This window comes from Pseudomonas cichorii (assembly GCF_015471405.1).
Taxonomy (GTDB): Bacteria; Pseudomonadota; Gammaproteobacteria; order Pseudomonadales; family Pseudomonadaceae; genus Aquipseudomonas; species Aquipseudomonas serbiensis.
In genome coordinates this window covers 173,140-199,227 of the sequence record NZ_BLVZ01000011.1, presented here as the reverse complement: position 1 = coordinate 199,227, position 26,088 = coordinate 173,140, and the positions used below count along the sequence as shown (strand labels likewise).

At 58.5% G+C, this 26,088-nt stretch carries 22 protein-coding genes and 1 pseudogene; 6 read left to right on the top strand and 17 right to left on the bottom strand.

Going from position 1 to position 26,088, the window contains the following annotated elements:
• Positions 1-30 precede the first annotated feature (30 nt).
• The 8 genes from JL015_RS18820 to exbB form a co-directional block, all read right to left on the bottom strand.
• A complete protein-coding gene (locus JL015_RS18820; RefSeq protein ID WP_201019504.1) occupies positions 31-1,683 on the bottom strand; it encodes a Na/Pi cotransporter family protein in 1,653 nt (550 codons plus the stop codon).
• Positions 1,684-1,950: 267 nt separating this feature from the next.
• Positions 1,951-3,258 carry a CitMHS family transporter gene (locus tag JL015_RS18815; RefSeq protein WP_201000972.1) on the bottom strand — a complete coding sequence of 436 codons (1,308 nt, stop codon included), beginning with the start codon at positions 3,256-3,258 and terminating at the stop codon, positions 1,951-1,953.
• Positions 3,259-3,573: 315 nt separating this feature from the next.
• On the bottom strand, positions 3,574-4,971 hold the full coding sequence (locus tag JL015_RS18810; RefSeq protein WP_201019503.1) for an aminoacyl-tRNA deacylase and HDOD domain-containing protein: 1,398 nt from the start codon (positions 4,969-4,971) through the stop codon (positions 3,574-3,576).
• Positions 4,972-5,057: 86 nt separating this feature from the next.
• Entirely contained in the window at positions 5,058-7,133 is a 2,076-nt protein-coding gene (gene recG / locus JL015_RS18805; RefSeq protein ID WP_201000976.1) for an ATP-dependent DNA helicase RecG, read from the bottom strand.
• Between the two features lie 10 nt (positions 7,134-7,143).
• Complete coding sequence (locus tag JL015_RS18800; protein ID WP_122314833.1) at positions 7,144-8,067, bottom strand: hydrogen peroxide-inducible genes activator; 924 nt, start codon at positions 8,065-8,067, stop codon at positions 7,144-7,146.
• A 92-nt stretch (positions 8,068-8,159) separates the two neighbouring features.
• Positions 8,160-8,906, bottom strand: coding sequence for an energy transducer TonB (locus tag JL015_RS18795; protein ID WP_201000977.1), 747 nt, complete (start codon positions 8,904-8,906; stop codon positions 8,160-8,162).
• Positions 8,903-9,328, bottom strand: a complete 426-nt coding sequence (exbD, locus tag JL015_RS18790) for a TonB system transport protein ExbD (protein WP_003377967.1) — start codon at positions 9,326-9,328, stop codon at positions 8,903-8,905. The genes JL015_RS18795 and exbD overlap by 4 nt, the downstream gene beginning before the upstream one ends.
• Before the next feature lie 3 nt (positions 9,329-9,331).
• Positions 9,332-10,291 (bottom strand): tonB-system energizer ExbB, encoded by a 960-nt coding sequence (gene exbB / locus JL015_RS18785; protein ID WP_201019502.1) that lies wholly within the window; start codon positions 10,289-10,291, stop codon positions 9,332-9,334.
• 207 nt (positions 10,292-10,498) lie between these two features.
• Here exbB and JL015_RS18780 point away from each other — a divergent pair, with 207 nt between their 5' ends.
• Positions 10,499-11,347, top strand: a complete 849-nt coding sequence (locus JL015_RS18780) for an SDR family oxidoreductase (protein ID WP_201019501.1) — start codon at positions 10,499-10,501, stop codon at positions 11,345-11,347.
• Between the two features lie 51 nt (positions 11,348-11,398).
• Here the strand turns inward: JL015_RS18780 and JL015_RS18775 are convergent, their stop codons facing one another.
• The 6 genes from JL015_RS18775 to JL015_RS18750 all read right to left on the bottom strand — a co-directional run bounded on the left by JL015_RS18775 (position 11,399) and on the right by JL015_RS18750 (position 16,675).
• Entirely contained in the window at positions 11,399-12,136 is a 738-nt protein-coding gene (locus JL015_RS18775; protein ID WP_201019500.1) for a hypothetical protein, read from the bottom strand.
• Between the two features lie 56 nt (positions 12,137-12,192).
• Positions 12,193-12,573 carry a RidA family protein gene (locus JL015_RS18770; RefSeq protein ID WP_201000981.1) on the bottom strand — a complete coding sequence of 127 codons (381 nt, stop codon included), beginning with the start codon at positions 12,571-12,573 and terminating at the stop codon, positions 12,193-12,195.
• 24 nt (positions 12,574-12,597) lie between these two features.
• Complete coding sequence (gene spoT, locus JL015_RS18765) at positions 12,598-14,703, bottom strand: bifunctional GTP diphosphokinase/guanosine-3',5'-bis pyrophosphate 3'-pyrophosphohydrolase (RefSeq protein ID WP_201000982.1); 2,106 nt, start codon at positions 14,701-14,703, stop codon at positions 12,598-12,600.
• 60 nt (positions 14,704-14,763) lie between these two features.
• Complete coding sequence (gene rpoZ, locus JL015_RS18760; RefSeq protein WP_117163837.1) at positions 14,764-15,027, bottom strand: DNA-directed RNA polymerase subunit omega; 264 nt, start codon at positions 15,025-15,027, stop codon at positions 14,764-14,766.
• A gap of 147 nt (positions 15,028-15,174) precedes the next feature.
• A complete protein-coding gene (gmk, locus tag JL015_RS18755; protein WP_201019499.1) occupies positions 15,175-15,798 on the bottom strand; it encodes a guanylate kinase in 624 nt (207 codons plus the stop codon).
• Between the two features lie 13 nt (positions 15,799-15,811).
• Complete coding sequence (locus JL015_RS18750; RefSeq protein ID WP_201019498.1) at positions 15,812-16,675, bottom strand: YicC/YloC family endoribonuclease; 864 nt, start codon at positions 16,673-16,675, stop codon at positions 15,812-15,814.
• Positions 16,676-16,957: 282 nt separating this feature from the next.
• Between JL015_RS18750 and rph the strand changes: the two genes are divergently transcribed.
• Both rph and JL015_RS18740 read left to right on the top strand, forming a co-directional pair.
• Complete coding sequence (gene rph, locus JL015_RS18745) at positions 16,958-17,680, top strand: ribonuclease PH (protein WP_201019497.1); 723 nt, start codon at positions 16,958-16,960, stop codon at positions 17,678-17,680.
• Between the two features lie 22 nt (positions 17,681-17,702).
• Complete coding sequence (locus tag JL015_RS18740) at positions 17,703-18,065, top strand: DUF4870 domain-containing protein (RefSeq protein WP_201000990.1); 363 nt, start codon at positions 17,703-17,705, stop codon at positions 18,063-18,065.
• A gap of 63 nt (positions 18,066-18,128) precedes the next feature.
• Here the strand turns inward: JL015_RS18740 and JL015_RS18735 are convergent, their stop codons facing one another.
• Positions 18,129-20,009, bottom strand: coding sequence for a methyl-accepting chemotaxis protein (locus JL015_RS18735; protein ID WP_201000991.1), 1,881 nt, complete (start codon positions 20,007-20,009; stop codon positions 18,129-18,131).
• Between the two features lie 516 nt (positions 20,010-20,525).
• On the opposite strand from JL015_RS18735, the pseudogene JL015_RS28285 reads away from it, so the two are divergent.
• The 3 genes and pseudogenes from JL015_RS28285 to JL015_RS28275 all read left to right on the top strand — a co-directional run.
• Positions 20,526-21,410, top strand: a pseudogene (locus tag JL015_RS28285) (methyl-accepting chemotaxis protein); the annotation flags it as partial.
• A gap of 39 nt (positions 21,411-21,449) precedes the next feature.
• Complete coding sequence (locus JL015_RS28280) at positions 21,450-22,313, top strand: methyl-accepting chemotaxis protein (protein WP_405046120.1); 864 nt, start codon at positions 21,450-21,452, stop codon at positions 22,311-22,313.
• A 251-nt stretch (positions 22,314-22,564) separates the two neighbouring features.
• Positions 22,565-24,487: a HAMP domain-containing methyl-accepting chemotaxis protein gene (locus tag JL015_RS28275; RefSeq protein ID WP_201019495.1), complete on the top strand. Its 1,923-nt coding sequence runs from the start codon at positions 22,565-22,567 to the stop codon at positions 24,485-24,487.
• A gap of 39 nt (positions 24,488-24,526) precedes the next feature.
• Here JL015_RS28275 and JL015_RS18720 read toward each other — a convergent pair whose 3' ends face one another.
• Together JL015_RS18720 and JL015_RS18715 are read right to left on the bottom strand one after the other, a co-directional pair.
• A complete protein-coding gene (locus JL015_RS18720; RefSeq protein ID WP_201019494.1) occupies positions 24,527-25,168 on the bottom strand; it encodes a hypothetical protein in 642 nt (213 codons plus the stop codon).
• Between the two features lie 285 nt (positions 25,169-25,453).
• Positions 25,454-26,086 carry a hypothetical protein gene (locus tag JL015_RS18715; RefSeq protein ID WP_201019493.1) on the bottom strand — a complete coding sequence of 211 codons (633 nt, stop codon included), beginning with the start codon at positions 26,084-26,086 and terminating at the stop codon, positions 25,454-25,456.
• Positions 26,087-26,088 lie beyond the last annotated feature (2 nt).

The following is a 26,088-nucleotide window of genomic DNA, read 5'->3' as shown; positions in this document are numbered from 1 at the left end:
GTTTAACAGACTTCGCTCTGCCTGGTACGTTCACACCGATTGCTCTTGAATGCTCTCGCTCGACAAGGCTCCAGTATCGGCTGTTCCCAGCACGGCATAGGCACTGCTGCAGAATAGCGAGTTAAGGCGTTTCATGTCAGCGATGAGTTCAAGATGCAGCGAACTGGTTTCGATGCTTTGTACGACCTTGCGTTGCAGGCGGCTGACATGGGCATGCGCCAGACGCCGCTCCAGCGCTCTGAAACGGCGCTTTTCCCTGAGCAACTGGCGGGCGCTCTCTTCATCCGAACTGAGAAAGACCGACAGGCCAAGACGCAGGTTGGATTGCAGCTGGATATGCAGATCGGCCAGTTCTTCCAGCCCGACTTCCGAGAACGAGCGCCGCTGTGAGGTCTTCTGCTGCTGGATCTTGCGAAGCATGCGTTCGATGAGGTCGCTGGCCAGTTCCAGATTGATGGTCAGCTCGATGATCTCTGCCCAGCGACGATTATCGTGCTCGCCCAGTTCCTCGCGAGGCATCTGGGCCAGATACAGCTTGATCGCGCTATAGAGCGCTTCCACATCATCGTTCAGGCGGCGCATTTCCTGAGTGACGGCCGTTTGCGTGCCGCGCAGCACCGCGAGCATCGAGCCCAGCATGCTTTCGATCAGGTCTCCCATGCGCAAGGTTTCACGCACGGCATTGGCCAATGCCAGGCTGGGTGTCGACAACGCGGCAAGGTCCAGATGCTTTGCCTTGGCCGGGCCGTTGGTTTCTGCCTGATAGGGCAGCAGTGCGGCGCACAGGCGCGCCATCGGGCCAACCGTGGGCAACATCAGCAGGCAACGCGCGGTGTTGTAGATCAGGTGAAAACCGATGACCAGTTCCTGAGGGCTGAAGCCCAGAGAAGAGAGCCAGTGTACCAGCGGGTCGAGCACCGGAATGATCAGCAAAAGGCCCAGCAACTTGTAAAGCAGGCTGCCCAGGGCGACTTGCCGACCGGCGACGTTTTGCATGCTGGTACTGAGGAAAGCCAGCAGCCCGCTGCCGATATTGGCACCGATCACCAGGCCGATAGCGACCGGCAAGCCAATGACATCGGCACCTGCCAACGTGGCAGTCAGCAATACTGCCGCAAGGCTGGAGTAGGAGATCAGCGCGAACAGGGCGCCGACCAGTGCATCGAGCATCAGGTCGCCGGTCAGTGAGGCGAACAGCACTTTTACCCCGGAGGCCTGGGTGATGGGCGTGGTCGCGCTGACGATCAGTTGCAATGCCAGTACGATCAGACCCAGCCCGATGGCGACCCGGCCCAATTGCCCTGCTCGTGTCTGTTTGCGCGACAGAAAGAAAATCACCCCGAGGAAAATCAGCAGCGGCGAAAGCCAGGAGAGGTCCAGGGTCAGCACGCGGGACATCAGTGCCGTTCCCACATCGGCCCCGAGCATGATCGCCAGCGCGGGAGTCAGCGTCATCAGGCCCTGGCCCACGAACGAAGTCACCAGCATGGCGGTGGCGTTGCTGCTCTGCACCAATGCGGTGACCAGAATGCCCGCGATAAACGCGAGAGGTCGTTTGGACATGTTCTGGCTGAGGACGCGGCGCAACTGTGCGCCATACACGCGAAGAATACCGGTGCGCACGATATGCGTGCCCCAGATCAGCAGGGCGACGGCGGATAACAAATCGAGCAGGGTCAGCATACTGAAAGCCCCCTGAGACGTGCCCCATTCAGGGCAAAGGATTGAAGGTGCAGCGTGTAGCGAGCGGAAATTTTTTATGACGCTCTACTAAAGCTTTTAGTCGGCCTTTGGCCTTGGCGCCAGCATCGCATAGGCACTGATCTATTGAAATAAAACTGTCATAAATCAGTGTATTGACGTCGCTATCAGGACAGCGACAAGGAATATGTCTTTTCTGACTGGTGCCCGCCGCCAACGGTCAGGTTGGCGGCGGGGAGCACTGCTTGATTAAACGCTGCTGACCAGCGGGAAAATACCCATCAGCAGTGCAGCGATCAGGATGCAGATGCAGACCAGGATCGCCCATTTCAGGGTGAAGCGCTGGTGATCGCCAAAGTCGATACCGGCCAGTGCAACCAGCAGATAGGTCGATGGAACCAGTGGGCTGAGCAGGTGAACCGGTTGGCCGACGATCGAGGCGCGAGCCATTTCCACCGGGGTGATGCCGTAGTGGGCTGCTGCTTCAGAGAGCACCGGCAGTACGCCGAAGTAGAACGCATCGTTGGACATGAAGAAGGTGAACGGCATGCTCGCCAGTGCAGTGATGACCGCCAGGTAAGGCCCCATCGCTTCCGGGATCACAGCCAGCAGGCTTTTCGACATGGCGTCGACCATGCCGGTGCCGGTCAGGATGCCGGTGAAGATACCGGCGGCGAAGATCAGGCCGACGACGGACAGAACACTGCCAGCGTGGGCTGCAACGCGGTCCTTCTGGTCCTGAAGTTTCGGGTAGTTGATGATCATCGCGATACTGAACGCGATCATGAACAGCACTGGCAGAGGCAGCAGGCTCATCATCAGGGCGACCATCAGCGCCAGCGTCAGGGCACCGTTGAACCAGATCATTTTCGGACGACGGGCATCCGGGAACTGCGAAACACTGATTTCGCTGTGATCGATTTCATCGCCTTGCAGATGCAGTTCACCCAGACGGGCACGTTCACGTTTGCCGTAGAAGTAGGCAATGACCAGGATCGCGACCACACCGGCCAGCATGGCAGGGATCATCGGTACGAAAATATCCGAGGCATCGACATGCAGGGCGCTGGCTGCGCGAGCGGTAGGGCCGCCCCATGGCGTCATGTTCATCACGCCGCCAGCCAGAATGATCAGGCCAGCCATGATGCGCGGGCTCATGCCGACACGGCTGTAGAGCGGCAGCATGGCTGCGACGCAGATCATGTAAGTGGTCGCGCCGTCACCGTCCAGGGAAACCACCAGCGCCAGTACGGCAGTGCCGACCGAAATGCGCATCGGGTCGCCTTTCACCATTTTCAGGATCTTGCGCACGGCCGGGTCGAACAGGCCCGAGTCGATCATCAGGGCGAAGTAGAGAATTGCGAACATCAGCATGACGCCGGTTGGCGCCAGCTTGGTGATGCCAGCCAGCATCATCGGGCCAATCTGCGGGCCGAAGCCGCCAAACAGGGCAAAAATGATCGGTACGATAATCAGGGCAATCAGCGCAGTCATGCGTTTGCTCATGATCAGGTACATGAACGCAATAACCATGGCGAAGCCAAGGAAAGTCAACATAGGAATTCTCCAGACGTAATACGGCTACGGAACGATGAATCGAACGAAATCAGCTCAGCAGGGGCAATACGTGGAGAGGAGGCGCAAGGAGGGTGTAGATCGGGGTCGGAGCAAACATCGGAATCACCATTTATTTTTGTTAATTGGGCCTGAAAGTGCGTTGAGCACGTTTCCTGGCTAGCCGGTCTTTTGCCGGTGGTGAGGTGATCCTAATTGCAGAAGCTTTCACTTACCTTTCAATGTTGAACAGGATTCGCGAATAAATTTGCTCCCGCACAGTCTGCACAGGAGCAAATTCATTCGCGAAAAGGCCGATCACTGGGCGAACTGAGACGCCAGCTCACGCAGCATGACTTCGGCTTCCAGAACCTTTCTGACAGATTCGTTGGCCTTTTCCCGGGTCAGGCCCAGGCGCTCGAACAACTCGTCCGGGATTTCCTGCTGTGGGCCTGAGCCGATGCCGTTGGTGCGCAACAAGCGCACAGCCAGATAAATCAGGTTGGCATATTCACAATGCTTGCCCGCGTAGTAAGGGTCATGCTGGAAGCGCAATGCGGTGGACAATTCGTCCGGCATGTCCCAGTAACGCATCAGCCAGGCACCGATCTGCTCGCGGCTGATGCCCAGCAAATGATGCTCTACATAGCTGTGATGCAGGTGCGGGTTTACCTCAAGCTGACGGCAGATCAGCGAGAAGTGAGGCGGGAACACGTGGGCCAGCAGCAGGTAGCCGAAGTTGTGCAGCAAGCCGGCCAGATAGGTCAGGCCGCCTTCTGGGCGTTTGGCGCGCGGGATGGCGCGGGTCAGGCCCTCGATGACAGCGGCTGTATAGATCGACTGCTGCCAGTAAGGCGTTGTCTGCTGCGGATGATCCTTGGGCAGGCTCAGGGTCTTGCCCAGCGCCAGGCCCAACGCGAGGTTGATGACCAGATCGAAACCCAGCACGCGGACGATGGCGTCTTCGACCGAGCGGATCTTGCCTGTCGATGCGTAGTAAGGCGAAGCAGCCCAGCTCACGACCTGTGCGGCCAGTGCCGGGTCGGTTTCAACCACGCCGGTAATGTCATCGATAGTTGCATCGGGGTCGACACGCAGCTTGATGATCTTCTGCGCCGTGCCAGCCAGAGGCGGAATTTCCAGGGTTGCTTCCAGACGTTGCTGGATGCGCCGTGCCGTGAAGGCATGCATGGCCTGGGTGATTTCCTCGCGATCGTCATCGGGACGATCAAGGTTGGGGTGGATGCCGCTCAGCAGTTCGCCAAAATGCGCCGCACTGGCCTTGCTCAGCATGCCTTTGAAGTCTTCGCTGTTGATTTCGAGCAGCACGCCCGGTTCGCCTGAGCCAATCAGTAGCGCGGGCTCTTGCAGGAGACGGTCGTCATAAAGGCAAGGAGAACTGGTCAGGGCTGGAAGACCTGGCAGGGCATGCAGATTGTGTTTGGCGAGCATGCGCAGGAGGCGATCATGCGGGACGGCTGTCAATTGGCGGCCCGTCAGCTCGGTGATCCGGTTGAGGTCCAGCAACTGGCTTTGCGGGAACAGAATCAGCAGTGCGCCAACAGCGTCTTCGACCAACGCGGCCTGGACTTTGCGCGATGCTGGCAGGCTCGCGTCATCCACGACTTCGTTATAGCGGATGGCCAGTTTTTCAAGCAGTTGCCGGATTACCGACGGGGCTTGGTGAGAGTCATCGACGTGGGCAACTTCTGTCATGGTCTTTGTCCGTATTCCTACATTGCCGGCAGTATAACTACCTTATTTGTTTTGGGCCGCATGGGCTTCCCAAAGCGTTGCCTGCGTCACACCTGACCGTACTGCTGACCATGCCTCAACCAGCGTTCGAGCAAGGGGCTGACATGCTGTGGCCAACGCTCCAAAAGCGCGTGGGCCGCATCTCGCACGGCAGGTAGCAAATCGGCATCACGCATTAGATCAGCCACCTTGAACTGCAGGAGGCCCGTTTGTCGGGTTCCTAACATTTCACCCGGACCACGCAATTCCAGGTCCTTTTCAGCGATGACAAAACCGTCGTTGGTTTCACGCATGATGCCCAGACGTTGACGGCCGACTTGTGAAAGCGGCGGATGGTAGAGCAGCACGCAATGGCTGACGGCGCTGCCGCGTCCGACACGCCCGCGTAACTGGTGAAGTTGGGCAAGTCCGAGGCGTTCGGGGTTTTCGATGATCATCAGGCTGGCATTGGGAACATCGACGCCGACTTCAATGACCGTCGTCGCCACCAGCAATTGCAGAGCACCCTGTTTGAACTCGGCCATGATGGCGGCTTTTTCCGCAGGCTTCATGCGTCCGTGGATCAGCCCGACACGAAGCTCGCCCAGTGCGCTGCTCAGTTCCTCGAATGACGTCTCGGCGGCCTTGCAGGTCAGTTCTTCGGACTCTTCGATCAGCGTACAGACCCAATAGGCCTGGCGACCTTCTGCGCAGGCTGCGCGCACCCGCTCGATGACTTCGATGCGACGGCTGTCGGCTACCAGTACGGTGTTGACCGGTGTTCGGCCCGGAGGCAGTTCGTCAAGGATCGAGGTATCCAGATCCGCGTAGGCGCTCATGGCCAGGGTGCGCGGAATGGGAGTCGCGGTCATGATCAATTGATGTGGGCACATCATGCCGCCAACGCCTTTCTTGCGCAGGGCCAGGCGCTGCTGGACGCCGAAACGGTGCTGCTCGTCGATGATGACCAGCGCCAGATTCTTGAACTGCACTTCGTCCTGGAACAGGGCATGAGTGCCCACCACCATGGGCGTGCCGCTGGCGATCTGTTCCAGCGAGGTGGCGCGTGCCTTGCCCTTGAGCTTGCCGGCCAGCCACGCGACTCCGACGCCCAGAGGTTCAAGCCAGCGCTGGAAGTTGATGTAGTGCTGCTCGGCGAGGATTTCGGTGGGCGCCATCAAGGCCACCTGATAACCGGCTTCCAGCGCTTGCAGGGCCGCCAGTGCGGCGACCACGGTCTTGCCCGCGCCCACATCGCCCTGAATCAGGCGCAGCATGGGTTCCGGCTGGCTGAGGTCGTAGGCGACTTCCTTGCCCACGCGCTGCTGTGCGCCGGTGGGCGGAAAGCCGAGGTTGGCTAGAAACTGTTTCGGCAGCTTTTTCGCCAGCGGCAGAGCCGGTGCATGTTGCGCGCGCAGGCTTTCACGCAGGCGTTGCTGGGAAAGCTGATGGGTCAGCAACTCTTCAAAGGCCAGGCGGTGTTGCGCCCAGTGATGGCCCAGCGAGAGTTCTTCGATATCGGCATCGGCGGGCGGGTGGTGCAGATAGCGAATCGCATCGTCCAGCGGAGCCAGTTGATAGTCGCGGGCCAGCTCTTCGGGCAGCCAGTCCGGCAGGCTTTTGGGGCCGAGCATTGCCAGGCTTTGCTGGCAGAGTTGGCGCAGGCGTTGCTGGGTCAGGCCTTCGGTGGTCGGATAGATCGGGGTGAGCGTCTGCTCCACGGGAGCGGGTTCATCACCGGTCAGTGCCCGGTATTCCGGGTGATAGATTTCCAGGCCTGAGGCGCCGGGTCTGGCTTCGCCAAAGCAGCGCAGGTGAGTCCCGCGCTTCATGCCTTCCTTCTGGGCGTTGCTGAAGTGATAGAAGCGCAGGCTGACAACGCCTGTTCCGTCACCCAGCCGCACCAGCAGGCTGCGGCGTTTGCCCATGACCACATCGGCGCCGCTGACCACGCCTTCGATCACCGCATCCTGGCCGGGGCGTAGCGCGCCGATAGGGACAACACGGGTCCGGTCCTGATAACGCAGCGGCAGGTGAAACAACACATCCTGCAGGTTTTCCAGGCCCACCTTTGCCAGCTTTTCAGCCATGGCCTCGCCGACACCCTTGAGCGCCGTGACCGAGACTTTGGAAAGCTCGCTCATTTTTCTCTGCCTAGCTTGCTTCTGTTTTTGGACGAGCCACGGAACACAGGCGTACAGAGTCAGCAAGAATCTCGATTGCCTTGGGCCTCGGGAAACTGGCGCGCCATGCGATAGCGACCGTACGGAAAGGTACAGGTGCTGTCAGTGGGCGAACCTCGATCACGCCGGGTGCATAGTGATGGCTGTCCACGGCCGACAGCGGCAGGATCGAGATCCCGAGACCGGAAGCGACCATATGGCGAATGGTTTCCAGAGAGCTGGATTCCACCGTCGTGTGCTTGGCACCTTCGCCGCCTTTGGTCAGCGTCGGGCAGGCTTCCAGGACCTGATCGCGGAAGCAGTGACCTTCACCTAGCAACAGCAGGCTCTTGTCGTTCAATGCCGAGGCATCGATGGACTCTTTCTGGGTCCATGGATGGTTGGCTGGCATCAGAACCGAGAAGGGCTCGTCGTAGAGTGGCAGGGTCAACACATCGGCTTCGTTGAATGGCAAGGCGATGATGACCGCGTCCAGCTCACCGTTGCGCAGTTTGTCGCGCAGCACGTGAGTGAAGTTCTCTTCGATGTACAACGGCATTTGCGGGGCGACCCGGTGCAGTTGCGGAATCAGATGCGGAAACAGGTAGGGGCCAACGGTGTAGATCGCGCCGACCTTGAGTGGTGCTGTCAGCTGATTCTTGCCCGCCTGTGCCAGCTCGCGGATGCCTTGTGCCTGTTCCAGTACCTTCTGGGCCTGGGCAACGATGCCTTCACCGACAGGCGTTAGACGTACAGCACTCTTGCTGCGCTCGAAAATCAGCACACCAAGTTCATCTTCAAGCTTTTTCACGCCCACCGAGAGCGTGGGCTGGCTGACGTGACAGCGTTCGGCAGCGTGGCCGAAGTGCTGTTCCTGAGCAAGCGTAACGATATAGCGCAATTCTGTAAGGGTCATAACGTGCGTCCATGAAGTTGCGGACCCAGCATAGCGGGTGCAATCGATAGACGCACGTTATCAGAAGCACTCATGAGTAACAAAAGTGTTATTCAGCGTTTATCCAGGGAATAAACGAAAGGTGCCAGGATTTCGATCGTGCCGTTGTTCAGTGTTTCCGCTGGCGGTTTAGGCAACGGTTGAGCACGACGGATCATCTCCATGGTGGCTCGGTCCAGTGCCGGACTGCCTGAAGTGCTGGCAATCGAGTAGGAAAGGACGTTGCCTTCCGCATCGACCACGAAGCGCAGACGGGCGACCCCTTGCATGCCGCGACGGCGAGCATCTTCAGGGTACTTCTTGTACTTGCTCAAGTGCCTCAGCAGGTCGCTCTGCCAGCTTGGCAATGCCGTGCTGGGTGGAGACGGCGGGCTAGGCGGCGTCGGTGCAGCCGATTTTGCAGGAGGGGCCGTTGTTGGCGGCGTGTCCACCGGCTTTTCATCGGCAGGCTTTTCCTGCGGTGGCTCAGGCTTCTTCTGCGGCTTTGGCGGCTGCGGTTTTGGCTTGGGCTTTTCCACTTTCTTGGGAACCGCGATTTCCGGCTTTGGCGCCTCGACCAGTTCAGGCAGAGGAATTTCCTCTTCCGGCGCTGGAGGTTGCGGCGGCTGAACGACCTTGGGCGGTGGTGGCGGTGCGGGCTCGGGCAACGGTGCCAGTTCGACCATCATGGCGGCCGGTGGCAACTCGATAGCCTGTGATGCCGGCCACCGGAGTGCGACGATGACCGCGATGGCATGCACAGCCAGCACCAACAACAGACTACCGCTATAGCGCGTCAGTTTTTGGCGCGTAGTGATCATTTTTTACCAACCGTCTCAAGGCCAACCAAACCGACTTTCAGGTAGCCAGCACCGCGCAGGGTATTCATGACTTCCATCAGATCGCCGTAATCCACGCCTTTGTCGGCCTGGAAGAAGATGGTGGTGTCTTTCTTGCCCTTGGTTCTGGCATCCAGCACCTGACCAATCTGCTCGCGAGCGACTTTCTCTTCGCCCAGATACAGGCTCTTGTCAGTCTTGACGCTGAGGAAGATCGGCTTCTCGGGCCTTGGTTGCGGTGTTGCGGTAGAGGCTGGCAGGTCGACCTTGATGTCTACCGTTGCCAGCGGTGCCGCGACCATGAAGATGATCAGCAGCACCAGCATGACGTCGATGAACGGCGTCACGTTGATTTCATGGTTCTCGGCGAGATCATCGCCGCCTTCGTTAAGATGCAGGCCCACGTCTTAGCCCACCTTTACCATGTGCGGTTGCTGTTGGTTGCGATCGCTTTCCGGCAGGTGATCCAGGTCGCGGCTGACCAGCAGCAGAACCTGGGCGGAAGCGTCCGAAACCTGAGCCTTGTAGCCAGCGATGGAGCGGGCGAAGACGTTGTAGATAACGACTGCCGGAATCGCTGCAACCAGACCGAGTGCTGTTGCCAGCAGGGCTTCGGCGATGCCGGGTGCAACCACTGCCAGGTTGGTGGTCTGGGTCTTGGCGATGCCGATGAAGCTGTTCATGATGCCCCACACGGTACCGAACAGGCCGACGAAGGGAGCCGTCGAACCGATGGTGGCGAGCATGCCGGTGCCGTTGCTCATGTTGCGGCCACAGGCAGCAACCAGACGCTCCAGACGGAAGCTGACACGCTCCTTGATACCTTCGCGCTCGCGGCTGTTGGCAGAGAGGCGCATTTCTTCCAGTGCGTCATGGACCAGCAGGTGAGCCAGGGTGCCCTCCTTGTTGGCGCTCTGGCTGGCGTCGCTCAGGGAGCGGGCCTTTTTCAGGCCAGCGATTTCAACGCGCAGACGACGCTTGGCGCCCAGCAGCTCGAAACCCTTGGCGATCCAGATGGTCCAGGTAATGATCGAAGCGATGACCAGACCGATCATGACCGCTTTGACGACGATGTCGGCGTTCTGGTACATGCCCCATGGCGACAGATCGTGAGCCATGCCCAGGCCGGCTTCTTCAACGACAGGCTCCAGGGTGTCGACAGGTGCAACGGCTTCTGGCTGGGTTGCAGGCGCGGTGGCGGCTGGAGCAGCGGCAGCGGCTTGAGGTGCCTGAGCGGCCGGTGCCGATTGGTCAGCGAGAGCGACAGGTGCGAGCATCAGGCTCAACACAAGGGCAGCCACACCACGCCATGCACGCGGCAGGCGAGGTAGCTTGGTTGGCGAAGCGGGTGATTGAATGCGTGTCATGCTGGCCTGACCTGAAATGGAAATAATGGTTGTTCCGGGACGTCGCGTTATAGGCTCGACGGGAGTGCGGGAACAAATGGACGGGTATTATTGCAAATCGTTCTTGTTAGCAGAAGTAATAATGTATCTTTTTTTCAATAAATAACATCAGGCTGCTTTATTCCTGATTATTTTTTGGCCTTATTCGTTGTCATGTGGAGGTATCAGGTGTCTGCACCATCCCTTTTGATCGCCGGTTGCGGCGATATAGGCGCTCGTCTGGCCACTCGATTGCTGCCTCTTGAATGGCGCGTCCATGGCTTGCGGCGTGATACATCACAGTTGCCTGAAGGCGTGATTCCGGTAAAGGGCGATCTGTTCGACTGGCTGGAGCCGCAGGACTGGCCGACGGATACTATCGATTATCTGGTTTATTGCGCCACACCCACGCAAAGGGACGAATACGGCTACCGACGCGCCTATGTCGAGGGCTTGTCTCATGTGTTGCACTGGATGAAGCAGCACGGTCAGCAGCCCAGGCGGGTTGTGTTTGTCTCCAGCAGCGGTGTTTACGGGCAGCAGCATGGCGAATGGGTCGATGAGGCCTCGGCAACCGAGCCCTCGGGTTTTTCCGGCACGGTGATGCTGGAAGCCGAACAGGTCGCCCTCAACAGCGGCTGGCCTGCCACGGTCGTGCGTTTGACGGGGATCTACGGCCCCGGTCGCAACGATCTCTCCAATCGTGTTCGTCAGGGCCATAGTGTGCGGGTCGACCCGCCGGTCTATGCCAATCGCATTCATGCTGACGACGCAGCGGGTTTGCTGGCTTTTCTGCTTCAGGCCGATGCGCGCGGGGTGGCGCTTGAGGATTGCTATCTTGGCGTCGATGACGATCCGGCGGCGCTGGCCGATGTAGTGGCCTGGATTCGCGAATATCTGGGTGTGACCGAATGGTCCGAAGATGTCAGCGTGCAGCGCGTGGGCAGCAAGCGATGCAGCAATGCCAGAGCGCGGGCGCTGGGTTGGGCGCCGAAGTATACGGATTATCGTGCGGGGTATGCGGCGTTGCTCGGGTAATGCGAGGCGGGCCTGATCATCGTGATGAGCAGGCCCGTCTTCACGGATGCATCACTGCTGTTCGAGCAGCCAGTGACGCTGGCCTGGGCGCAGTTGAGGCATCTCGCCAGCGCCAGCCGTGTTGAGTGCCTGGAATATTTCCAGTTGCTTGCCTTTGCGGGCAAAGATCCACGGGTTGCCTTGTTCGTTCTTTTCCAGCCACATGCTGTCGAATTCGCCGCTCATGGCTGCGCAATCGCCCGCCAGACACAGGGCGTAGCGGTCATTTTCGGGAAGACCCTGCACGCTGCCGTCCGGCAGGAACTGCACGGTGCTGCCTTGGCCATCGCCACTGACGATGGTCCATTTGCCGCCCATGTAAGCGCCGTACAGGGCTTTTTCAAAGCTGCTGCCAGAAGGTGCGCCTTCCGGGGCCGGGTTTTCGGGCTTCTCGAAATGCTGCTCCGGACCTGATTCGCTGGCAGCCTGGATCAACTGGTCGCCCTTGACGGTCAGGTCTTCAGAGAAGTTGCCGTAGAAGTCGATGTGCAGCTTGCCGTCGGCAGCGCTGGCAATCTTGCCTTCGCCCAGCTCGAAACCATTGGAATAGATGGCCTGATTGGCCTTGGTGTTCACCTGCCATTCCAGGTTCGGGCCGTTGGCAAGCAGTGCTTCGCGCAGGTTGCCGCCTTTGACGGCAGCGTCGATGGCGTTCTGATTGATCCAGGTACCGTCAGGGTTGCGGTCGGCGTGGCTGGCGCAGCCAGTCAGGATGGCAGCCAGCAGTGAGATGGCGAGCGCGGAGCGCATAGCGGAGTCCTTCCTTTGCAGGGGAAGCGGAGCGGCTGGCGCCCCGCTGGAATGATTTATTCGATGACGAGAATCGCGTCCATTTCGACCTGAGCGCCACGTGGCAGTGCGGCAACGCCGATGGCTGCACGGGCCGGGTAAGGCTGCTCGAAGTATTTGCCCATGATCTCGTTGACCTTGGCGAAGTGGCCCAGATCGGTCAGGAAGATGTTCAGCTTGACGATGTCCTTGAAGGAGCCACCCGCTGCTTCAGCGACAGACTTGAGGTTCTCGAAGACCTGAACGATCTGGGCTTCGATGCCTTCGACCAGTTCCATGCTTTTCGGGTCCAGCGGGATCTGTCCGGACATGTAGACGGTATTGCCAGCCTTGATCGCCTGGGAGTAAGTACCGATGGCCGCAGGTGCCTTGTCGCTGGTGATGACAGTCTTGGTCATGAAGAACTCCTGATGATGGGTTGGCTATGCGCGCATGCGGGTGATACGTGTCACCCCGGTCAGGGCGCGTAGTTTCTTGATCACGCGAGCCAGGTGCACGCGGTCGTGAACGCTGACGACCAGTTGGACCACGCTGATACGGCCATCGCGTTCGTCCATGCTGATCTTTTCGATGTTGCCGTCGGCGGCGTTGACGCTGCTGGCCAGCAGGGCAATCAGGCCGCGCTGGTGTTCCAGCTCCACACGCAACTCGACATTGAATTCGCCAGTGACGTCCTTGGCCCAGGACAGCTGGATGCATTTTTCCGCGTTGTGGCGGATTTCACTGATATTGCGGCAGTTGTCCAGGTGTACAACCATGCCCTTGCCTGCGGACAGGTGCCCGACAATCGGGTCGCCAGGGATCGGCGTGCAGCACTTGGCATAACTGAGCACCAGGCCTTCGGTCCCGCGAATCGCCAGCGGGCCTTCCGGGCTTGGCAGTTGTTCGCCTTCACCCAGCAGGCGGCGGGCGACCACATAGGCCATGCGATTGCCCAGGCCGATGTCTTCGAGCAGGTCTTCCAGGACTTCGACGCGGTATTCGGTCAGAACCAGCTGGATGCGCTCGGGCGCGATCTTGTCCAGCGTACACTCGAAGCCGTTGAGCACCTTGTTCAGCAGGCGTTCGCCCAGGCTGATGGACTCGGAGCGGCGTTGCAGCTTCAGGGCGTGACGAATATGGGTGCGGGCCTTGCCGGTGACGACGAAGTTGAGCCATGCAGGGTTCGGGCGTGCGCCCGGTGCGCTGACGATTTCGACGGTCGAGCCGCTTTGCAGCGGTTCGGAAAGCGGTGCCAGCCTGCGGTTGATCCGGCAGGCTATACAGCTGTTGCCGACGTCGGTGTGGACTGCGTAGGCGAAGTCCACTGCCGTGGAGCCTTTGGGCAGCTCCATGATCCGGCCTTTTGGCGTGAAGACGTAGACCTCGTCCGGGAACAGGTCGATCTTCACGCTCTCGATGAATTCCAGGGAGTTGCCAGCACGTTGCTGCATCTCCAGTACACCTTTGACCCACTGACGGGCGCGGGCGTGGGTGCCCTTGGGCTGCTCGTCGTCGGTGGATTTGTACAGCCAGTGTGCGGCAATGCCGTTATTGGCCATCTCTTCCATTTCGCGGGTGCGGATCTGGATTTCGATGGGTACGCCATGCATGCCGAACAGGGTGGTGTGCAACGACTGATAGCCGTTGGCTTTGGGAATTGCGATGTAATCCTTGAAGCGACCGGGCAGTGGCTTGTACAGATTGTGTACAGCGCCCAGCACGCGATAGCAGGTGTCGACCTTGTCGACGATGATGCGGAATGCGTAGACATCCATGATCTCGTTGAAGGCGCGACGCTTGCCGCGCATCTTCTTGTAGATGCCATAGAGGTGTTTCTGGCGTCCGCTGACTTCGCCTTCGATCCCGTCCACTGCAAGGCAATGGCTCAGGGACTCTTCGATCTTGTTGACCAGCTCCTTGCGATTGCCCCGGGCGCGCTTGACCGCCTGGTTGATGCGCGAAGAGCGCATGGGATACATGGCCTTGAAACCCAGGTCCTCGAACTCGATACGAACGCTATGCATGCCCAGCCGGTTGGCGATCGGGGCATAGATTTCGAGGGTTTCCTTGGCGATGCGGCGGCGCTTCTCGCCGGACAGGACTTCCAGCGTACGCATGTTGTGCAGACGGTCGGCGAGCTTGACCAGGATCACGCGAATGTCGCGTGCCATGGCCATGGCCATCTTCTGGAAGTTTTCAGCCTGGGCTTCGGCTTTGGTCTCGAAGTTCATCTGGGTCAGCTTGCTGACCCCGTCGACGAGCTCGGCCACGGTTTCGCCAAACTGCAAGCAGAGTGCTTCCTTGGCGATACCGGTGTCTTCGATCACGTCATGCAGCATCGCGGCCATCAGGCTCTGATGGTCCATGTGCATGTCGGCAAGGATGCTCGCAACCGCAAGCGGATGCGTTACATAAGCTTCGCCGCTACGACGGCGTTGGCCGTCGTGGGCTTGTTCGGCGTAGTAATACGCTCGGCGGACCAGATTGACCTGGTCCTTGCCAAGATAGGCCGAAAGGCGGTCGGCGAGTGCGTCTATGCTCGGCAAGGCGTTACTCCTTGCTCGTGGCTTTTACACTGCGTCGTACCACATCGCCCCGGCATAGGCTTAGACGGCCTCGCTGGACTCGTCCTCGAACGCTGCGAACAATGGTTCATCTTCAACGATTTCAGCTTCTGCGATGACAGAGTAGTCCATCAGGCCAGCTGCGATTTCACGCAGAGCGACGACGGTAGGCTTGTCGTTTTCCCAAGCCAGCTTGGGCTCCTTGCCGCCAGTAGCGAGCTGACGCGAACGCTTGGTAGCGAGCATGACCAGCTCGAAGCGGTTATCGACGTGTTCCAGGCAGTCTTCAACAGTCACGCGGGCCATGGGTATTCCTCGTAGCAAATGCGTATGCGCGGTGCCCGGATGGGCGAGCGGACTCGGTAGTTTACAAGCGGTTAGCCACAAGCTTCAAGCGGCACGCCGAAGGGTGAGCGTTGCGGGCAGGCGTCAGCGCGTGCCCGCAAGGTCGGTTCAGGCCAGTAACTCTTTGAATAACTGGCTGTATTTCTCTTCCTGATGCTGCAGGCTGAGCCGGTTGGCGCGGAAAATCGCTTTCAGGTCTTCCAGTGCATGGGCGAAGTCATCGTTGACCACGATGGCCTCATATTCCTTGTAGTGACTCATTTCGCTGACCGCTTCGCGCATGCGTGCGTCGATGATCTCGTCGCTGTCCTGGCCACGGTTGGTCAGGCGCTGGCGCAGTGCCTGCTGGGTTGGCGGCAGGATGAAGATCGAGCGTGCATGGGGCATCTGCTTGCGAACCTGCTGGGCGCCTTGCCAGTCGATTTCCAGAATCAGGTCATGGCCTTCGTCCAGTGTCTGCTGCAGATGGCTCTGCGACGTGCCGTAGAGGTTGCCGAAGACTTCGGCCTGCTCCAGGAAATCACCATGGTCGATCATGCGCTGGAATTCGGCGCGATCAACGAAGTGATAATTCACGCCATCGACTTCACCGGGGCGCATGGCGCGGGTGGTGTGCGAAACCGAAACGCGGATCTGCTGCTCCGAGTCGTCGATCAGAGCCTTGACCAGACTGGTCTTGCCTGCGCCGGACGGAGCGGAAATGATGTACAGGGTACCGGTACTGTGGGTCATGTCAGGTTCAGCCTTACTCAATATTCTGCACTTGTTCACGCATCTGCTCGATCAACACCTTTAGGTTGACGGCAGCCTGTGTGCTGCGTGGGTCGAAGGCCTTGGAGCCTAGTGTGTTGGCTTCGCGGTTGAGCTCCTGCATCAGGAAGTCCAGGCGACGACCCGCCTGTCCGCCGGTCTTGAGCACGCGGCGCACTTCCGTGACGTGCGTGCTCAGGCGATCGAGCTCTTCCGCGACATCGCTTTTCTGCGCCAGCAGGACCATTTCCTGCTCCAGGCGCTGGGGATCAAGCTCTGCCTTCATGTCGGCAAAGCGATCCAGGACTTTCTGCCGCTGAGCGGCCAGCATCTGTGGCACCAGAGTGCGCAGGGTGGCGACTTCCTGGGTGATGGACGTCAGGCGCTCATCGAGCAGCCTGGCCAGATCCGCACCTTCGCGGCCGCGACCGTTCTTCAGTTCGGTCAGGGCTTCGTTGAAGAGTTTCAGGGCTTCATTGTTGAGGGCTTGCGGGTCCGAGGCGTCGGCCACCAGAACGCCAGGCCAGGCCAGGACCTCAAGAGGGTTGAGGGCCGCAGGCTGCTTGATCAGGCCGGCGACGACTTCGGCAGCAGCAATCAGTTGTCCGGCGCGCTCGCGGTCCACTTGCAGCGGTTTGCCCGCGTTTTCCTCAACGAAGCGCAAGGTGCATTCGACCTTGCCACGTGACAAACCCTGGCGCAGGGCCTCGCGGATTGCGCCCTCCAGGTCGCGGAAGGATTCCGGCAGACGCAGGTGAGGTTCAAGGTAGCGATGATTGACCGAGCGTAGTTCCCAACTCAATGTGCCTTGAGCGCCGGCCTGTTCGACTCGGGCAAAGGCCGTCATGCTGTGCACCATAGGAAGTACCTCTTGGTTCGGTCCATGAGCGCGGTCACGGAAGTCGTAAAAGCCGACAGGCTGCAAAGGCGCAGGATTGTAGCGCAGTGCAGCTCAGGCTCCCAATCCGTGAATGTGACAAGCGATGCAAGGCTCCGTTCTTTCCAGTGCTCGAGGCTTGAAAGCCCGGTCCCAGAGCCTTTGAACTATCCGGTATCGGTATTGCGACTTTTAGATATGCCCAGCTTGGGCTGTGACCTCTATAATGCTCGGCAGTTTTCCGTCCCAGTACAGGTATCCCAGATGAAACGTCCAAGTGGTCGCGCTGCCGATCAGCTCCGTCCGATCCGCATCACCCGCAACTACACCAAACACGCCGAAGGTTCTGTGCTGGTGGAGTTCGGTGACACCAAGGTGATCTGCACGGTCAGCGTCGAAAATGGCGTACCACGCTTCCTTAAAGGTCAGGGCCAGGGCTGGTTGACCGCCGAGTACGGCATGCTGCCGCGTGCGACCGGCGAGCGTAACCAGCGCGAAGCCAGCCGTGGCAAGCAAGGCGGGCGTACTCTGGAGATCCAGCGTCTGATCGGCCGCTCGCTGCGTGCTGCGCTGGACATGTCCAAGCTGGGCGACGTGACCCTGTATGTCGACTGCGACGTGATTCAGGCCGATGGCGGTACTCGTACTGCATCCATCACCGGCTCCATGGTTGCCCTGGTCGATGCCCTGAAAGTGATCAAGAAGCGCGGCGGCCTCAAGGGCGGTGACCCGCTCAAGCAGATGATCGCTGCCGTGTCGGTCGGTATGTATCAGGGCGAGCCAGTGCTCGATCTGGACTATCTGGAAGACTCCGCCGCCGAGACCGACCTGAACGTGGTCATGACCAGCGCCGGTGGTTTCATCGAGGTTCAGGGTACTGCCGAAGGCGCGCCATTCCAGCCCGAAGAGCTGAACGCAATGCTGGCGCTGGCCCAGAAAGGCATGACCGAGTTGTTCGAATTGCAGCGTGCCGCACTGGCCGACTGATGCGCAATGAAAGGAGCCGCATATGAGTGACAGCCAGTTTCCAAAACCTGCTCGGGATGTTCGTCAGTGGGCAATGTTCTGTCACCTGGCGGCTTTCGGCGGGTTTATCTTTCCGTTCGGCAATCTGCTTGGGCCGCTGATTGTCTGGCAGCTCAAGAAGGACTCTGATCCGTTCCTGGATTCACAGGGCAAGGAAGCGCTGAACTTCCAGATCACGGTTTCGATTGCCATGGCTGTCAGCATGTTGCTGGTGATCGTGGTTATCGGATTTCCGCTATTGATGCTGATCGGTGTCGGCGCACTGGTGCTGACGATCATTGCTGCGATCAAGGCCAACGAAGGCCAGGAATACCGTTATCCGTTCACCTGGCGTGCGCTGAAGTAACGATCCTGTCTGAAACCCGTCAGCCGCTTCCTGCACAGGAGGCGGCTGACGTGGCTGACCTCATCAGATCTTGAAGCTGTCCACCAGTTGCTTCAAACGCCCGGCCTGTTGTGAAAGCGCCGCGCAGTCCTTGAGGGTTTCATTGAGGTTGGACACGCCCTGTTGGTTGAGGGTGTTGATCTGGCTGATGTCCACGTTCAGGGTTTCCACCACGGCGGTCTGTTCTTCAGTAGCCGCTGCAACCGACTGGTTCATGCCGTCGATTTCACCGATGCGCCGGGTTACATCGCGCAGACGGTTACCTGCCTGATTGGCAACCTCCACGCTGTCCTGGCTGGATGTCTGGCTCTCGTTCATGTTCAAGACGGCTTGCTGAGAACCGCTTTGCAGCTCGCCGATCATCTTGTGGATCTCATCGGCGGAAACCTGGGTGCGATGTGCCAGGTTGCGCACTTCATCGGCCACCACGGCAAAACCGCGTCCGGCATCACCGGCACGTGCTGCCTCGATTGCCGCGTTGAGCGCCAGCAGGTTGGTCTGCTGCGAGATGCCTTTGATGACGTCCAGGATGTGTCCGATGTTGTCGGTGCTGGCATTGAGTGTTTCGATCTTGGTGCAGGAGTCGCTGATCTTGCTCGACAGCTCACTCATGGCGTTTATGGTTTTTTCCACCACAATCCGGCCGTCTTCAGCCTGCTCACGTGCTTCGCTGGCCTGGGTCGAGGCATCGGACGCATTGCGTGCAATTTCCTGAGTGGCGGCGCCCAACTGGTTGATCGCTGCGGCCACGCTGTTGGTGCGGGCGCTTTGCTCATCGAAGCCTGTGATCGAGGCGTTGGACGATTCCACCACACGCCGCGACAGGTCATGGACCTGCACGGTTGCGGACGACACTTCAGCAATGGATGCGTGTACGCGCTCGACAAACTGGTTGAAGGAGCCGCCCAGTTCGGCGAACTCATCCTGGCCCTGGATACGCAGACGACGAGTCAGGTCGCCTTCCCCTTGGGCGATGTCCTGCATTGCACGGCCCATGTCGGTCAGTGGGCGCATCAGCGCACGGATCAGCAGGCTCAGCAGCAAGGCAATCACCGCCACCGCAATGAGTACCGCGACCAGTGCAGAGCTACGGAACTGACTCAGGGGCGCATAGGCCTTGTTGCGGTCGATGCTCAGGCCGATATACCAGTCGGCCGATGGCAAGCCGGTGATCGGGGTAAAGGACAGGATGCGATCCTGGCCATTGAGGGTCACTTCACGCAGGCGCTTGTCCAGAGTCAGTGTCTGGCCCGGATAGATGTCCTTGAGGTTCTTCAGCACCTGATCCTTGTCCGGGCTGACGATGACCTGACCGTCACCGCTGACCAGAAAGGCGTAACCGATACCGCCGAACTCGACGGAGTTGATGATCTTGACCAGCGTATCGAGGCTCAGGTCGCCACCGGCCACGCCGGAAACCTGGCCGCCTGATTTGATCGGGCTGGCGATGGTGACCACCAGGCCGCCCACCGACGCCAGATAAGGCGCGCTCAGGATGCTCTTGCCGGCTTCGATGGTCGATTTGTACCAGGGCCGTTGGCGTGGGTCGTAACCCGCCGGCATTTCGACATTGGGTCGCTGGGTGAATGTGCCCTTGCTGTCACCGACATAGGTGAACTGGAAGGTGGATACCAACGAGGATTGGGACACTAGTCCGCTCAGGTCAGTCCCTACACCTTGGAAGGCAACGTTCTGAGCGAGGTTTTCCAGAACGAGAATGCGCCCGCTCAGCCAGTTCTGAACACTGCTGGCGGCCAACTCCCCTGCCTGTCCTACAGACGTCTCAAGATTCTGACGAATGGTCGTACGTTGCAGATAATCGTTATAGAAAGTGAATAGTGCGAATGCCAATACCACGACACCCGATGCGGCTAACAGGATTTTATGACGGAACTTCAAGCTCATTACTATAAATCTCGGCAGAAACAATAGGTTTTGATGTTCGGGTAATTTGTTTTTATAGAGGCGTTCTATTCGCTATGGCTAAAGTACTATATACCCATACGGCAATGCTGGTTTTTTTTGGATCCATTATAGACAGATTTATGGCGTCTTTTTTATGACAGGGTATGACGAATGTCATTCTCTGCATGCCTTTATAACTGTGGGCTGCAGCGAATGAAAGCTTCGTGAAAGCCCAGCGATTTTTTTTCAACTTTCTCCGTTTTTTATTTCAGGTCAGCTGTGATCTGCCGATAGTGACATTACGTATTGCCTTTGCTGCGGCCTAAAAAAACAACTTTCCAGCGGCCATAATTTGAAACTAGACGATCCTGGAGAAAGTCGATGAATAGCTGGTTTGCAAACATCAGCGTAAATATGAAACTGGCCCTTGGGTTCGGTCTAGTACTTGTTTTTACTGCCATTCTTGCCCTGACTGGCTGGACCAGCCTCAGCGGTCTGATTGATCGCAGTAACTGGATGAGCGACATCACTTCGCTCAACTCCCAGCTGACCAAACTGCGGGTGACGCGCCTGCAATATATGGTCGCCAACGGGGACGAGAAGGTCGCCGAAACCGTTCAGGTGTCGCTTGATGGCTTCAAAGGCTATCAGGAGAAACTGCTCAAGTCCTTCAAGAGCCCTGAAAACGTAAGGCTGCTTGAGAAGCTGGGTGTGGTGATCAGTGATTACCAGAAATCCCTGAACAACATGCGCAATGGCTACAGGACCAGCATTGCCATGCGTGCGGAGATGGGTGTACATGCCGTCAAGGGGGCAGCTCTGATCGAGCAGATCCTGGCCGACGTCAAAAAGCTGGACCCTGCCGATGAAACCCGTTTCAGCCAGTATGAGAGCGTCATCAATACCAAGGAAGACTTGATGCAGGTGCGCTACGAAGTTCGTGGCTATGCCGCTGACCTCACACCTGAAAACGAACAGAAAGCCGTTAACCAACTGGACGACGCCATCAAAGGGCTGACTCCGCTCAAAGCCAGCTTCAGCGACACCCATGGTGATCTCCTCAAGCAACTGGAAGCCTCCCTGGCCAGCTATCGCACCGCGCTTCAGGGTTTCAAGACGGCGAATAACGATATCTCGCAGGCTCGTAAGGAAATGACCGTACAAGGTCAGGACATCGTCAAGATCAGTGAAGACATGTATCAGCTTCAGCTGGATCGTCGTGATATGGAAAGTGCGCAGGCCCGCAACATGCAGATCGGCTGCACCGTGCTGGCGCTGTTCCTGGGCATTCTGGCCGCGGTTCTCATCACCCGTCAGATCACCCGTCCTCTTCAGGAAACCATGGACGTTGTGGACCGCATCGCTTCGGGCGACTTGTCGCAGAACATTGTGGTGACCCGTCGCGACGAGTTGGGTGTGCTGCAACAAGGTATCCAGCGCATGGGTTCCACGCTGCGTGATCTCATTACCGGTATTCGTGATGGCGTGACTCAGATTGCCAGTGCTGCCGAAGAGCTGTCGGCCGTGACCGAGCAGACCAGCGCCGGGGTCAACAGCCAGAAAGTCGAGACCGATCAGGTGGCCACGGCCATGCATGAAATGTCGGCGACTGTTCAGGAAGTTGCCCGCAACGCCGAACAGGCTTCGCACGCCGCTTCCAATGCCGACCGTGAAGCCCGCGATGGTGACAAGGTGGTGGGTGAAGCGATTGCCCAGATCGAAAAACTGGCTGCCGAAGTAGGCCGCTCGGCTGACGCCATGAGCGAGCTGGAACAGGAAAGCGACAAGATCGGCAAGGTCATGGACGTGATCAAGGCCGTTGCCGAACAGACTAACCTGCTGGCCCTCAACGCGGCCATCGAGGCTGCGCGGGCTGGTGAGGCGGGTCGTGGTTTTGCGGTGGTTGCCGACGAAGTTCGTGGCCTGGCGCAGCGTACCCAGCAGTCGACCGAGGAAATCGAAAACCTGGTGGCAGGTCTGCAGAATGGTACTCGTCAGGTGTCGAGCATCATGCTCAGCAGTCGCGAGCTGACCGCCAGCAGTGTTTCACTCAGCCGCAAGGCGGGCGCATCGCTGGGCAACATTACCCAGACTGTGTCCAACATTCAGGCGATGAACCAGCAGATTGCTGCCGCCGCCGAAGAGCAAAGCGCCGTGGCCGAGGAAATCAGCCGCAGCATTATCAATGTGCGTGACGTTTCCGAGCAGACCGCTTCGGCCAGTGAAGAAACCGCAGCGTCCAGCGTCGAACTGGCTCGCCTGGGCGGCCAGTTGCAGATGATGGTCAGCCACTTCCGCGTCTGATTCATCCCGCGGCACCTTTGAGCCCGGCCTTTGCCGGGCTCAGTTTTTTCTGAGCCAAAGTGCTCTATCTCAAGCCTTTTCGCGCGCCAGCGTGAGTAAATCTCATGCACTAATGAATGGCCATGAGCCATTCTTTCTGTTATTCATGTAATCATCTGTATCAATTTATTAGTTCGATCCAGCCCACTTACTGGACAACTGGTCGCGGTTTAAATCGCCCTGGCGAGCGTTCAGGAAATCGAAGGAATGTCATGAATACATGGTTTGCGAACATCAGTGTCAAATTGAAACTCGCCCTGGGTTTTGGCGCAGTACTCATTCTGACTTGCCTCCTGGCGCTGACTGGCTGGGGTGGTTTGGGCAGCCTGATCGAGCGTAGCGAGCGCGTCGCCGACATCATGAATCTCAATGCAGAAATGAGTGAGCTGCGCCTCAGACGCTTGCAGTACGTCACTGAGGACGGCGATGAAAAGATGGGTGATGTCGCTCAGGGCCTTTTGAACCGCCTCAAGGAAAAGCACAACTCGCTGCTGGCGCTTTTTACCTATCCGGGTAACCAGGAAAAGCTCCAGGAAATGGGCAAGCTCACTGCTGAGTATCAGCAGTCGTATGACCGGATGCGTGAGGCTTACCGTGCCGATGCTGCCCTGCGTAAAACCATGGGTGTCCACGCTGTCAAAGGCGCAGAAATCATCGGCAGGATCATCGACGATGTTGTCAGCATGCCGCCGGATGACGAGCGCCGTTTCGGGCGCTACCAGGCGATTCTGAAAGCCAAGGAAAATCTGGCCCTGATTCGCTATGAAGTGCGTGGTTACACCGGCAAACCTAACGAAACCACTGAAAAGAATGCATACCGTCAGCTCGATACTGCCCTGCAGGGTATGGAGCCGCTCAGGGCTGCGTTCAATGGCAGCTATGTTGAAGAGTTCAAGCAACTGGAAAGCGCCATTGTCAGCTACCGTCAGGCTGTGGATAACTTCAAGGCGGCCAATGCGGCTATCGGCGCGGCGCGCAAGGAAAACACCGAGCAAGGCGTAGCGATGGCCAAGGTCAGCGAAGCGCTGTATCAACTTCAGGCCGTTCGGGGTGCTGAAGACAGTGACCATGCACGCAACATGCAGATCGGCGGCACCGTGCTGGCTCTGGTTCTGGGCATTCTGGCGGCACTGATTATCACCCGCCAGATCACAGCTCCTTTGCAGGACACGCTGGCCGAAGTAGAGCGCATCGCGTCGGGTGATCTGTCGCGCAACATTGCAGTCACACGCCGCGATGAGCTGGGCGTGTTGCAACAGGGTGTACAGCGCATGAGCGCTACCCTGCGCGACCTGATTGTCGGTATCCGCGATGGCGTGACCCAGATTGCCAGTGCTGCTGAAGAGCTGTCGGCCGTGACCGAGCAGACCAGCGCCGGGGTCAACAATCAGAAAGTCGAGACCGATCAAGTGGCCACGGCCATGAATGAAATGTCGGCTACCGTTCAGGAAGTTGCCCACAACGCCGAACAGGCTTCGCAAGCGGCATCCAGTGCAGACCGTGAAGCCCGCGATGGCGACAGGGTGGTGGGTGAGGCGATTGCGCAGATCGAACGTCTGGCCTCAGAAGTGGGACGCTCGGCTGAAGCGATGAACGAACTGGAGCAGGAAAGCGACAAGATCGGTAAGGTCATGGATGTGATCAAGGCCGTTGCCGAACAGACTAACCTGCTGGCTCTCAATGCGGCCATCGAGGCGGCACGGGCCGGTGAAGCGGGTCGCGGGTTCGCAGTGGTGGCTGATGAAGTACGTGGTCTGGCGCAGCGCACCCAGCAGTCGACCGAAGAGATCGAGACGTTGGTGGCCGGTCTGCAAAACGGTACCCGCCAGGTGTCGAGCATCATGCTCAGCAGCCGTGAGCTGACGGCCAACAGTGTCACCCTCAGTCGTAAGGCGGGTGCATCGCTGGGCAGCATCACCCAGACCGTCTCCAGCATCCAGTCCATGAACCAGCAGATTGCGGCTGCCGCCGAGCAACAGAGTGCCGTGGCCGAGGAAATCACTCGCAGCATTATCAACGTGCGCGATGTTTCCGAGCAGACCGCTTCGGCCAGTGAAGAAACGGCTGCTTCCAGCGTCGAGCTGGCTCGCCTGGGCGTTCAGTTGCAGACAATGGTCAGCCGCTTCCGGGTCTGACAGAGCGTGCCCCAAGGCCTGAGGGTCTTGGGGCGCTCCTTATGCGTGCCGGCTGATTGCCTCTACGTATTGATTGACTGCGATTTGATCGGCCTTGCGTTTCCCTGCATCGAGAAACGTCTGGAAGCGGTCGCTGCGCAACAGCGTGTCGACATCAAGATGCAATTCTTGCCGGACCGCCTCGGGCAAGGGCGAAACCTCATGCTCGGTTTCATAAGAGCACGTCCGGGTTTCGATCAGTTTGGCGCGTAGCTTTTCCATGCCCCTGCCGCTCTCGACCCGTTTGTAGGTCGAGATGAAAAAGGTTTCCCCACGGCCTGGCTTGTTGCTCATCACGTAAGCGACCGCGCACAGCCCGACGCCACTCCTCTTGCGCCAATGCACGGTGGCGCGCTCGTCCAGTTGCAGGACGTCACTCGCCTGCCAGGCATGACCGCTGTGCGTCAGGTGGATGATGGCGCTTTCCAGTGCCTTGCGCGTCCCACCGAAAGACGCATCGGTAAAGCGCGCCAGCAATACATTCTGTTTGTTCTTGATGACTTTCACGACCCAGGCGTTGCCGCGTACTTCACGGCTGATCCCTCGTGGCACGCTATGGGTGATGCCATCAACGACCCTGTTGTAGCAGCGCAATTGCGCAGATTCCAGGTCGGTACTGGCCTTGCAGGTCAGTTTTAACATAATCAACTTTCCTGTTTATTTCGGGTATCGATAACGGGTGCAGCGCCTGTAATCAATCCAACGGGATGATGTAACGAATACGATGAATCGCGGCATCAGGATTAATAACGAAGAATGATTGATGTGAGAGGGCATCAATGCCGACTGATTATCTTCGCCCTGATACAGGTGGCTCAATATGATGAATGTAAACAAAAGGTAAAATAGAGAATTGATGGTCGGGATTTCAACAAATAGATACAAGCAGGATACAAAGTCTTCAGGCGTCATGAACTGAATCAGAGCCTAGGGCTCCGGGTCCCTGGACAGCTTCTCGATATATTCAGTGACGGCAATATGGTCCGCCTTTCTTTTCCCGGCCTCAAGAAAGGCCCGAAACTGCTCGCTGTCGAACAACAGGTCAACCTCCTGACGAATCTTCTTTTGAGTGGAATAAGGTATTGTCGAAATGCCTTCTTCCATTTCATGGGCGTTTTCCAGGACTTCGACCAGTTTGGAACGAAGTTTCCCCAGGCCCCGACCACTGGCGACCCGTTTGTAGGTGGACAGGAAAAAGGTTTCCCCGCGCCCCGGCCCCTTTTTCGGGACATACGCGACCGCACACAGGCCAGCGCCACTCCTTTTGCGCCAGTGTGCAGTGGCATGTTCGGTCAATTGCAGGACATCGTCACGTCGCCAGGCATGGCCACTGTGGATCAAGTGAATGATTGCAGCTTCCAGAGCGCGGCGGGTTCCACCGAAGCGCAGATCGGTGAAGCGCGCCGAGACCAGTACATGTTTGTTTTTCAGGACACGAACGATCCAGACCCGACCTCGTGTTTCACGAGTGATACCGCGTGGAGCGCTATAGGTCACATCATCGACAATCTTGTCGTAACACCTTAGTCCTGAAATATCGATTTCAGTGGGTGTGTTCATGG